The sequence below is a fragment of the Pseudomonas sp. AC463 genome, from assembly GCF_979253585.1.
Window position 1 is genome coordinate 298,240 of sequence record NZ_CEEDDZ010000005.1, and the last position, 11,495, is coordinate 309,734.

Below are 11,495 nucleotides of genomic sequence, written 5' to 3' on the forward strand. Positions count from 1 at the left end.
GGCTACTAGATAATCGCGCGCTACGGGGATCAGCGTTGTTTGGTCCATTTTTGACTTAGGTAGAGACTTGTCCGACGGCGATTGGGGAATCATTCCGATCCAATGCAGTCGGAACAATGCTCGCCAACCTGGCATATAGATAGCTGGCCGTTGGTTTTTTGATCTGTTTTCGGCGAGGGTTGCTCGTGATTGTTAGTCCCTGTAATGCACCAAAATTGTCTGCCAAACGGTTACGAAACGCACTGGTGACGGGCTCTGCCCTGTTTTGCCTGTTCGGCGCGGGTCAACTGTGGGCATTCAATCTGGATGATGTGTCGGCCAAGGCGAAAGAGCTGGCCGGGCAGAAATACGAAGCTCCGCGCAGCAATCTGCCGAACGAATTCCGCGAAATGAAATTCGCTGACTACCAGAAGATTCGTTTCCGCGCCGATAAAGCCGAGTGGGCCGATCAGAACACCCCGTTCAAACTGTCCTTCTATCACCAGGGTATGCACTTCGATACACCGGTGAAAATCAACGAAGTCACCGCCGACAGCGTGCAGGAAATCAAGTACGACGCGTCGCGCTTCGATTTCGGCGACGTCAAGGTTGATCCCAAGGCCACCGAACAGCTGGGTTATGCCGGTTTTCGTGTGCTGTACCCGATCAACAAGGGCGACAAGCAAGACGAAATCATGACCATGCTCGGCGCCAGCTATTTCCGCGTCGTGGGCAAGGACCAGGTGTACGGCCTGTCTGCCCGTGGCATGGCGATTGATACCGCGCTGCCGTCTGGCGAAGAATTCCCGCGTTTCACCGAGTTCTGGATCGAACGCCCGAAGCCGGGCGACAAGCACCTGGTGATTTTCGCGCTGCTGGATTCGCCACGTGCCACCGGCGCCTATCGCCTGATCCTGCGCCCGGGCACCGACACGGTTGTCGATGTGAAATCGCAGATGTTCCTGCGCGACAAGGTCAGCAAGCTGGGCGTTGCCCCGTTGACCTCGATGTTCCTGTTCGGCGCCAACCAGCCGTCCAAGGTCCTCAACTACCGTCGTGAGCTGCACGATTCCAGCGGTCTGTCGATCCATGCCGGCAATGGCGAGTGGATCTGGCGCCCACTGAACAACCCTAAACACCTGTCGGTCAGCAACTTCACCGTAGAGAACCCGCGCGGGTTCGGCCTGCTGCAACGCGGCCGCAACTTCAGCCACTACGAAGACCTGGACGACAACTACGACAAGCGCCCAAGCGCCTGGATCGAGCCTGAAGGCGATTGGGGCAAGGGTTCCGTCGACCTGGTAGAGATCCCGACCGCCGACGAGACCAACGACAATATCGTTGCGTTCTGGAGCCCGGCCGAATTGCCGGAAGTCGGCAAGCCGCTGGACGTGGCCTACCGCCTGCACTGGACCCTCGACGATGCTGCCTTCCATTCGCCGGACAGCGCCTGGGTCAAGCAGACCCTGCGCTCCACCGGTGATGTGAAGCAATCCAACCTGATCCGTCAGCCAGACGGCAGCGTGGCGTACCTGGTGGACTTCGAAGGCCCGTCGCTGAAAAAGCTGCTGCCGGATGCCCCGGTGCGCAGCCAGGTGAGCGTGGGTGACAACGCTGAGCTGGTCGAAAACAGCGTGCGTTACAACGAGCACACCAAAGGCTGGCGCCTGACCCTGCGCATGAAGATCAAGGACGCAGGCAAGCCGACCGAAATGCGCGCCGCCCTGGTGCAAGACATCGTGCAACCCGAGCCTGAGCCGGTTTCGACCCAAGTACTGAAGGCTGACAAGGTTTTGGCCAAGCAACACGATAAACAGGCCAAGAAAGACGCCAAGGACAAGGAGGCCAAGCAGCCAGAAGCTGCCCCAGCCACGCCGGAGCCGATCAAGACCGAGCAAGTCCTGACCGAAACCTGGAGCTATCAGTTGCCTGCCGATGAGTAATTCCCAAGCTACGCCCGAGACTCTTGCCGAGTATCTGGCGCATTTACCGATGACCGCTGAGCAGCGCGCCGAACTGGCGGGCTGCACATCCTTCACCGAGCTGCATGAGCGTCTGTCGTCCTCAACGTTCGACGCGCCGGCCGATGCCGCCCAGGCGTCGGTTGGCCGCCGGCTGACCCTCAGCACTGCCGAAGAGCTGCAGGACGCCGAAATGCTCGCGCTCGACGCCAGCGGCCGCGTGTGCCTCAAGGCCACGCCGCCGATTCGTCGCACCAAGGTCGTGCCGGAGCCATGGCGCACCAATATCCTGGTGCGCGGCTGGCGCCGGATGACTGGTCGCACCAACCCGCCCAAGCCGCCGAAAGACGAGCGTGTGCTGCCGGCTGCGCGCTGGCGCACCGTCGGTTCGATCCGCCGTTATATCCTGCTGGTGCTGATGCTCGGCCAGACCATCGTGGCCGGCTGGTACATGAAAGGCATCATGCCGTACCAGGGCTGGTCGCTGGTCGACTTCGACGAAATCCGCAACCAGACCCTGCTGCAAACCGCTACCCAGGTACTGCCTTACGCCCTGCAAACCAGCATCCTGATCATGTTCGGGATTCTGTTCTGCTGGGTCTCGGCCGGTTTCTGGACCGCGTTGATGGGCTTCCTGGAGTTGCTTACCGGCCACGATAAATACCGGATATCCGGTAAAAGTGCCGGCGACGAGCCGATCCCGAAAGATGCGCGCACCGCGCTGGTGATGCCGATCTGCAACGAAGACGTGCCGCGTGTATTCGCCGGTTTACGTGCGACGTTCGAATCGGTGGCCGCCACGGGTGACCTGGATCGCTTCGACTTCTTCGTGCTCAGCGACAGCAATGACGCCGACATCTGCATCGCCGAACAGCAAGCCTGGCTCGACGTGTGCCGCGAAGCCGGTGGTTTCGGCAAGATCTTCTATCGCCGCCGTCGCCGTCGCGTAAAGCGCAAGAGCGGCAACCTCGACGACTTCTGCCGTCGTTGGGGCGGTGAATACAAGTACATGGTCGTGCTCGACGCCGACTCCGTAATGAGCGGCGAATGCCTGACCAGCCTGGTACGCCTGATGGAAGCCACGCCGGATGCGGGGATTATCCAGACCGCGCCGCGTGCATCGGGCATGGACACCCTGTATGCGCGCATGCAGCAGTTCGCCACTCGCGTGTACGGCCCGCTGTTCACCGCCGGCCTGCACTTCTGGCAACTGGGTGAATCCCACTACTGGGGTCACAACGCCATCATCCGCATGAAGCCGTTTATCGAGCACTGCGCCCTGGCGCCGTTGCCGGGTAAAGGTGCGTTCGCCGGTGCGATCCTCTCCCACGACTTCGTTGAAGCGGCGCTGATGCGCCGTGCCGGCTGGGGCGTGTGGATTGCCTACGACCTGCCGGGCAGCTACGAAGAACTGCCGCCGAACCTGCTGGACGAACTCAAGCGTGACCGTCGCTGGTGCCACGGGAACCTGATGAACTTCCGCCTGTTCCTGGTTAAAGGCATGCACCCGGTGCACCGTGCGGTGTTCCTGACCGGCGTGATGTCTTACCTGTCGGCGCCGTTGTGGTTCTTCTTCCTGGTGTTGTCCACGGCCTTGCTGGCGGTGAACACCCTGATGGAACCGCAGTACTTCATGGCGCCGCGCCAGTTGTACCCGCTGTGGCCGCAATGGCATCCGGACAAGGCGGTGGCGCTGTTCTCCACCACCATCGTGCTGCTGTTCCTGCCTAAACTGCTGAGCATCATCCTGATCTGGGCCAAGGGCGCGAAAGAGTTCGGTGGCAAGTTCAAGGTGACCTTGTCGATGCTGCTGGAGATGCTGTTCTCCATGCTGCTGGCGCCGGTGCGGATGATTTTCCATACCCGCTTTGTACTGGCCGCGTTCCTCGGCTGGGCGGCGACCTGGAATTCTCCGCAGCGTGACGACGACTCCACCCCGTGGAGCGAGGCGATCAAGCGCCATGGCACGCAAACCCTGCTGGGCTTCCTGTGGGCGGCACTGGTGGTGTGGTTGAACCCAAGCTTCCTGTGGTGGCTGGTGCCGATCGTCGGTTCGCTGATGCTGTCGATCCCGGTGTCGGTGATTTCCAGCCGGGTCAAGCTGGGCCTGAAGTCCCGCGACGAGAGCCTGTTCCTCATCCCTGAGGAATACAACCCGCCGCAGGCGTTGCTGTCGACCGAGAAGTACACCCACGAAAACCGTTGGCACGCGCTCAACGACGGGTTTGTGCGTTCGGTGGTCGACCCGCAGCAGAACGCCCTGGCCTGCGCCCTGGCGACCTCGCGTCACCGTGAGGCGGAGCCGATCGAGTACCTGCGCACCGAGCGCGTGCGTCATGCGTTGAAAGTCGGCCCCGCCGGCCTCAACAACGGCGAACGCCTGGCCTTGCTCAGTGACCCGGTAGCTTTGGGCCGCCTGCACGAGCAAGTCTGGAGCGAAGGGCATGCCGAGTGGCTCGCCGCCTGGCGTGACTCGATCAAGTCCGACCCGCACGCGCCGTTGCTGCCGCTGCAACCGCTGTCGTCCCAGGCCCAACCGGCCTGATTCAGACGCCCCCGAGGGTTCTCTTCGGGGGCGTTCGAAGCGCTGGCCCTACAGCGTTTCAAACCCCTTATGTGTCTCCCATCCCCCTTGTTGCCATCGGGCGATTCCTGCCTGCGCGACAACAATTACCCGTGAAACCTTTGTGACAGGCAGCGAGTGGGTTAGGATCGCACCCCGAAATGGTGCAGCCCTTTTGCGCGCCGACCTTACAAGAATGGTTCAGGGGACTTGATGATGAAAAAGTATCTTTCGATGCTGCTGCTCGGCGTCACTGCACTGGTTGCCGCGAATGCGGCCCAGGCCGGCGCAATCGATGATGCGGTCAAGCGCGGCACGCTGAAAGTCGGCATGGACCCGACCTACATGCCATTCGAAATGACCAACAAGCGCGGTGAAATCATCGGCTTCGAAGTCGACATCCTCAAGGCCATGGCCAAGTCCATGGGCGTCAAGCTGGAGCTGGTGTCCACCGGCTACGACGGGATTATCCCGGCGTTCCTGACCGGCAAGTTCGACATGATCGGCAGCGGCATGACCCTGACCCAGGAGCGCAACCTGCGCCTGAACTTCAGCGAACCCTTCATCGTGGTCGGCCAGACCCTGCTGATCCGCAAGGACCTGGAAGGCACCATCAAGTCCTACAAAGACTTGAACGACGAGAAATACCGCCTGACCTCCAAGCTCGGCACCACCGGCGAGATGGTCGCCAAGAAGCTGATCTCCAAGGCCAAGTACCACGGCTACGACAACGAGCAGGAAGGTGTGCTGGACGTGGTCAACGGCAAGGCTGACGCCTTTGTGTATGACGCGCCGTACAACGTGGTCGCCGAGAAGAAAGTCGGCAACGGCAAGCTGGTGTTCCTCGAAGAACCCTTCACCTTCGAACCCCTGGCGTTCGGCCTGAAAAAAGGCGATTACGACAGCATCAACTTCATCAACAACTTCCTGCACCAGATCCGCAACGACGGCACCTACGATCGCATCCATGACAAGTGGTTCAAGAGCTCCGAGTGGCTCAAGGACATGGAATAAGGGCTGACACCGAGTTGGCTTCATCGGGGGCAAGTCGAATCGTCGCACCGCCCCTCCCACATTTTGAGTTGTGAACACCTTCAAAGGTGGGAGGGGGCTTGCCCCCGATGACGGCCTGCCAGGCGACACATACCCCGGAACCTGAAATGAAACAGAAAAAAGCCCAATGGCCCTGGCACCTGCTGACCGTGATGGTGCTGGTCGGCCTGGCCGGCGCCTTGTACTACGCCACCTCGCTGATGTCCTACGAGTGGCGCTGGAACCGCGTACCGCAATACTTCGCCTATCAGGCCGAAACCTCCCAGCGCGCGGCGGATATTTCCACCGTCGTTGAGCTGGTGCGCAAAGGCGACGTCGCCGAAGTGACCCTGCGCAATGACGCGGGCGCCGAGCAAAAACTGAGCGTTGCCGACAACAGCCTGCAAGTGGCGCGCGGCGACGACGTGGCCGAAGGCGACGTGGTGGGCGTGACCCGGCACTGGGCGCTGGGGCCGTTGATGTGGGGTTTGTGGACCACCTTGTGGCTGTCGGTGGTGTCCGGCATCCTCGGCTTGGCGATTGGCTTGGCGACGGGGTTGTGCCGCTTGTCCAGCAACCCGACCCTGCGCGATCTGTCGACGATCTACGTCGAACTGGTGCGCGGTACGCCGCTATTGGTGCAGATCTTCATTTTCTATTTCTTTATCGGCACGGTACTCAACCTGTCCCGGGAGTTTGCCGGGATCGCCGCGCTGTCGCTGTTCACCGGCGCCTATGTGGCCGAGATCGTGCGCGCCGGCGTGCAGTCCATCACCCGTGGCCAGAACGAAGCCGCGCGCTCCCTAGGGATGAGTGCCGGCCAGTCGATGCGCCATGTGGTGTTGCCGCAGGCGTTCAAGCGCGTGCTGCCGCCGCTGGCCGGGCAATTTATCAGCCTGGTCAAGGACACCTCGCTAGTCTCGGTGATTGCGATCACCGAGCTGCTCAAAAGTGGCCGCGAAGTGATAACTACGTCGTTCTCGCCGTTTGAAATCCTGTTCTGCGTGGCAGGCCTGTACCTGCTGATCAACCTGCCGCTGTCGAAAATGGCCAGCCGGCTTGAGCGGAGGCTCGCGCAAAGTGATTGAAGTTCGCGATCTGGTAAAAGTCTTCGACACCCGTGGCCATGTGGTGCGCGCGGTGGATAACGTCACCACAAGGGTGGCCAAGGGCGAAGTGCTGGTGGTGATCGGCCCGTCCGGTTCCGGCAAGTCGACCTTCCTGCGTTGCCTCAATGGCCTGGAAGAGTTCGATTCGGGCTCGGTGAGCATCGACGGCCTGCAACTGGCCGACCCGAAAACCGATGTGAACGCCTATCGCCGCGAAGTCGGCATGGTGTTCCAGCATTTCAACCTGTTCCCGCACATGACCGTGCTGGAAAACCTGTGCCTGGCGCAGAAAGTCGTGCGCAAGCGCGGCAAACAAGAGCGCGAGGCCAAGGCTCTGGCGCTGCTGGAAAAAGTCGGCATTGCGCAGAAGGCCAACGAGTTTCCGTCGCGCCTCTCCGGCGGCCAGCAACAGCGCGTGGCCATTGCCCGGGCGCTGGCGATGGAGCCCAAGGTGATGCTGTTCGACGAGCCCACCTCGGCCCTCGACCCGGAAATGGTCGGCGAAGTGTTGGACGTGATGAAGACCCTGGCCCTGGAAGGCATGACCATGGTCTGCGTCACCCACGAAATGGGCTTTGCCCGCGAAGTGGCCGACCGTGTGTTGTTCTTCGACCACGGCAAATTGCTGGAAGACGCGGCCCCGGCGCAGTTCTTCGATGCGCCGAAAGACCCGCGCGCCCAGGCCTTCCTGAGCCAGGTGTTGTAACGGCTAGACGTTGAACTTGCCCACCAGCGCCTGTAAATCCATGCCCAGGCGGGCCAGTTCGACACTGGCCGCCGCCGTCTCCTGACTCGCGGCCGAGGTCTGTTCCGACACATCCTTGACCTTCAGCACGCTGCGGTTGATCTCTTCGGCCACCGCCGTCTGCTCCTCGGCCGCCGCGGCGATCTGCGGGTTCATCTCCTGGATCACCGACACGGTGCGCGTGATGCTGGCCAGCGCGTCCCCCGCGCGGCGCGTCAGCTGCACGCTGTTGTCGGTCAGGCTGCGACTGTTATCCATGATGTCGGCCACCTGCTGCGTGCCCCGATGCAATCCGCTGATCAGCGCTTCGATTTCCTCGGCCGATTGCTGCGTGCGTTGCGCCAGCCCGCGCACTTCGTCGGCGACCACCGCAAAGCCGCGTCCCGCCTCGCCGGCACGGGCCGCTTCGATGGCGGCGTTGAGGGCCAGCAAGTTGGTCTGCTCCGACACCGACTTGATCACCTCCAACACACTGCCGATCTTCTGGGATTCCTCTTGCAACCCGCGCATGGCCTGGCTTGAACGCGCCATTTCTTGCGCCAGGTGCTCAATGTGCGTGATTGCTTCAGCGACCACCTGGTCGCCGGCCCCCGCCTGCTGGTCGGCCTCGGTGGCCGCAACGGAGGCTTGCTCGGCGTGGCGCGCGACTTCCTGGGAGGTGGCGAGCATCTGGTTCATGGCAGTGGCCACCTGTTCGGTCTCGAGCTTCTGGTCGTCGATCCCGGCACGGGTTTGCGCGGTGACGGCGGACAACTGCTCGGCGCTGCTGGCGATCAGCCGTGCACTCTCGCCGATGCTGCCGATCAGCCCGCGCAGGTTGGCGGTCATTTGCCCGATGCTGCGTTGCAGCTGCCCCAGCTCGTCGCGGCGCTGGGTCTGGAGGGTTTGGGTGAGGTTGCCCTCGGCAATCTGATTGGCTGCGTGCAGGGCCTGGCGCAGCGGCGCAACGATCTGGCCGGCGATCAGCCAGGCGGCGAGGGCGCCGAGCAGCAATGCGGCAGCGGTGATGTACAGCAGTACGCTGCGGGCGAGGCTGGCTTCGCTGTCGCGCTTGGCGGTTTGGTCCTGACTCAACAGGTCGCTTGCCTTGAGCAACTGATCCAGCCACTGCTCAAGTTGGTTCTGGCTGGTCTCGGTGGTGAGCTGGGCTTCCCTGAGGCTGGTTAATTGGGTGCGGTAGTCAAGCAGGGCGCTTTTCAGCGCGCCGGCATCCACCGGTAATGCGCTGACCACCGCCTGGGCGCGGTCGAGGGCCAGCAGTGCGTCATTCACGCCGTTGGCGTAGGCCTCCAGTGTATCGGAGGCCCACGCGGGGCTCTGGGCGCGGTCCTCGGCTTGTTCCATGGCCTGGCGCAGTTGCTCTATGGCGTCGAGGGCTTTTTCATCGTCTTGATTGGGCAGGTTGCTGGACAGCTCCGAGAGGCTGTCGCTGCTGTGCACCGAACTGCGCTTGAGCAGTTCGCGGGCACCTTCGCGTTGCTTGATAAGCCCTTCCAGACCGCCCAGCGCGGTTTTGAAACTGGTGGTAATGCGGCGGCTTTCCTGCAGTTGTTGTTGGTTGGCCGGGTCAGTAAGCCGTGGCCCGAGTTCGGCCAGGTTCCTGTCGATCTTCTCCATGTGCAGGCCGATCTTGTTCAGGCTCTCGGCGTCATTCACGGTGCGATACACAATACGGTCGGCGCGCAGCTCTTCGCCGACAACGGCCAGTTGCGAGAGCTGCGTGAGTGTTTGCGAGCGTTCGAGCGACGTGTTCAGGGCTTGCCAGCCCGTTATCGCGATGACAAGGCTGAGGCTGAGCACCAGGCCAAAGCCCAGCGCGAGTTTGAGGGTGATGCTGATATTGCCCAGCAGGCGGGTCAGTGGACGAAACATGGTGAACCTCCAACGAATCAAAAGGAGCGTTTCGGGAACCGCCTGACACACGTCAGGAGCATTGAAACGCTACTTTTATTCGGCGCCGGGCGTGTGAATCACGACCTGATAAACGCGTAGGAAATTTCACAAATTGAAAGGCGGCGGCTCTGATGGCCGCCGCGAAAGGGCTTCAGACCTTGAAGCGACCCACCAGGGTTTGCAGGTAAATCCCCAGGCGCGCCAGTTCGGCGCTGGAGGCGGCGGTTTCTTCGCTGGCGGCCGAGGTCTGTTCGGACACATCGCGAACGTTGAGCACGCTGCGGTTGATCTCCTCGGCCACGGCGCTCTGTTGCTCGGCGGCGGTGGCGATCTGCGAGTTCATCGCCTGGATGGTCGAGACCGTCCGGGTGATGTTGCCCAGGGCGCTGCCGGCGCGGCGGGTCAGTTCGACGCTGCTGTCGGTGAGGCTGCGGCTGTTGTCCATGATGCTCGCCACCTGCTGGGTGCCGGTTTGCAGGCCGACAATCAGCTCTTCGATCTCTTCGGTGGATTTTTGCGTGCGCTGGGCGAGGCTGCGCACCTCATCCGCCACCACCGCAAACCCACGCCCGGCTTCACCGGCGCGCGCCGCTTCAATCGCGGCGTTGAGGGCCAGCAGGTTGGTTTGCTGGGCCACGGACTTGATCACGTCGAGTACGCTGCCGATCTTGTCGCTTTCGCGTTGCAGATGGCCCATGGCCTCGGTGGAGTTGCCCACCTCGGTGGCCAGGCGTTCGATCTGGGCGATGGCCTCACCGACCACCTTGTCGCCTTCGCGGGCCTGCTGGTCGGCGGCTACGGCGGCTTCGGAAGCTTCCTCGGCGTTGCGCGCGACTTCCTGCACGGTGGCGGCCATTTCATTCATGGCGGTGGCCACCTGGTCGGTCTCGACCTTCTGGCTGTTGACCCCGGCGCTGGTCTGTTCAGTCACGGCCGAGAGCTGCTCGGCGGCGCTGGCGATCTGGGTGACGCCGTCGCTGATGCCGCCGATCAATTCGCGCAGGCCCACGCTCATGCTTTGCATGGCGCGTTGCAACTGGCCCAGCTCGTCCTGGCGCAGCGAGGTGAGGTTGTGGCTCAGGTCGCCCGAGGCCACGCGCTCGGCCACCAGTAGGGTCTGGTTCAGCGGAATGGTGATCTGGCGGGTGATGGCCCAGGCGGCGACCAGGCCGAAGATCAGCGCCAGCACGGTGGCCAGCAGCAACAGGTTTTTCGCGTTCGCGGCATCGGTGTCGCGCACCACGGTCTGGGAGGTCGTGAGTTTTTCGCTGTGGCCCATCAGGACATCGCCTTGGGCGACCATGATTTTCAGGGCGGCCGCACTGGCGACCTGGGAATCGCGGTACTGGCTGACGGCGGCGCGGTAGGCCTGCAGCGAGGTGCTGGCCTCTTGCAGGTTGGCCTGGAACTGCGCAGGCAGTTGGCCGTCGAGTTCGGTGATTTTCTTCAGGGCGTTGTCAATGGCATCCAGGGCCGGCTGTTCGGCTTCGACCTTGCCGCTGTAGGTGTAGCCGCGCACCTGGAAGCGTGCTTGCTGGATCAGCTTGCTCAGGTCGACCACGCTATTGAACTGAGTGACGCTGTCGCCTTGCAGCAGGGTTTTCTCGACTTCGTTGACTTTCGCCACGGCATTGTCGGCCGTGTCGCCGAGCTTGCTGCGCGCGCCTTCACGCTTGAGGCCGGCCTGGACCATGGCGTTGAAGGCCTTTTTGTATTGGTTCAGGGCGTCCTGTTGCTGTTCGACCAGGGCCTTGTCATCGGGCTGTTCGATCAGCTCGGCGGCCTTTTTCAAGCCCGTCTCCAGTTGAGTCAGCAACTCGGTGACCGCGCCGGTACCTTGTTCGCCGCGACGCATTTCGAAGTCCAGGCGTGCCAGGCGCAAGTCCTTGGTCAGCCCGTTGAGGCTGGAAATATAACCCAGCTTGTCGCCCCGACTGATCACGTCGCCCAGGCCTTTCCAGCCGGTGAAGGTGATCATCAATGTGAGCAGCAACACCAGGCCGAAACCGACGCCCAGTTTGGTTTTGACGCTGACATTCCCCAGCTTTTCGGCTAACCAACGATACATGCTGCGAACTCCCCTGGAACAAGGCTTGGACTTATTCAGGGGTTATCGGCTGTGGCACAGGATTCTGTAGCGACGCGGTACCAATGTGGGAGGGGGCTTGCCCCCGATAGCGGTGTGTCAGCTACAGATATATCAACTGACAGCC

At 62.1% G+C, this 11,495-nt stretch carries 6 protein-coding genes and 2 pseudogenes; 5 read left to right on the plus strand and 3 right to left on the minus strand.

Going from position 1 to position 11,495, the window contains the following annotated elements; genetic code table 11:
* Positions 1–185 precede the first annotated feature (185 nt).
* From AC0IYH_RS08600 to AC0IYH_RS08620, 5 genes and pseudogenes are all read left to right on the plus strand, one after another.
* Positions 186–1,922 (plus strand): glucan biosynthesis protein G, encoded by a 1,737-nt coding sequence (locus tag AC0IYH_RS08600; protein ID WP_471833860.1) that lies wholly within the window; start codon positions 186–188, stop codon positions 1,920–1,922.
* Positions 1,915–4,487 (plus strand): annotated as a pseudogene (gene mdoH, locus AC0IYH_RS08605) (glucans biosynthesis glucosyltransferase MdoH); the annotation flags it as partial. The gene AC0IYH_RS08600 and the pseudogene mdoH, both read left to right, overlap by 8 nt.
* Before the next feature lie 232 nt (positions 4,488–4,719).
* The gene (locus AC0IYH_RS08610; protein ID WP_116627678.1) at positions 4,720–5,517 is read left to right on the plus strand and encodes a transporter substrate-binding domain-containing protein; all 798 of its coding nucleotides are present in this window, start codon (positions 4,720–4,722) and stop codon (positions 5,515–5,517) included.
* Between the two features lie 146 nt (positions 5,518–5,663).
* The gene (locus tag AC0IYH_RS08615; RefSeq protein WP_116627473.1) at positions 5,664–6,623 is read left to right on the plus strand and encodes an amino acid ABC transporter permease; all 960 of its coding nucleotides are present in this window, start codon (positions 5,664–5,666) and stop codon (positions 6,621–6,623) included.
* The gene (locus AC0IYH_RS08620) at positions 6,616–7,350 is read left to right on the plus strand and encodes an amino acid ABC transporter ATP-binding protein (RefSeq protein WP_471833862.1); all 735 of its coding nucleotides are present in this window, start codon (positions 6,616–6,618) and stop codon (positions 7,348–7,350) included. Before AC0IYH_RS08615 ends, AC0IYH_RS08620 begins: the two co-directional genes overlap by 8 nt.
* A gap of 3 nt (positions 7,351–7,353) precedes the next feature.
* On the opposite strand, the gene AC0IYH_RS08625 is transcribed toward AC0IYH_RS08620, so the two are convergent.
* The 3 genes and pseudogenes from AC0IYH_RS08625 to AC0IYH_RS08635 form a co-directional block, all read right to left on the minus strand.
* Positions 7,354–9,261: a methyl-accepting chemotaxis protein gene (locus AC0IYH_RS08625; protein ID WP_471833864.1), complete on the minus strand. Its 1,908-nt coding sequence runs from the start codon at positions 9,259–9,261 to the stop codon at positions 7,354–7,356.
* A 172-nt stretch (positions 9,262–9,433) separates the two neighbouring features.
* Positions 9,434–10,306 carry a methyl-accepting chemotaxis protein gene (locus AC0IYH_RS08630; protein ID WP_371917346.1) on the minus strand — a complete coding sequence of 291 codons (873 nt, stop codon included), beginning with the start codon at positions 10,304–10,306 and terminating at the stop codon, positions 9,434–9,436.
* Between the two features lie 33 nt (positions 10,307–10,339).
* Positions 10,340–11,350: pseudogene (locus tag AC0IYH_RS08635) on the minus strand (methyl-accepting chemotaxis protein); the annotation flags it as partial.
* Positions 11,351–11,495: the final 145 nt, after the last annotated feature.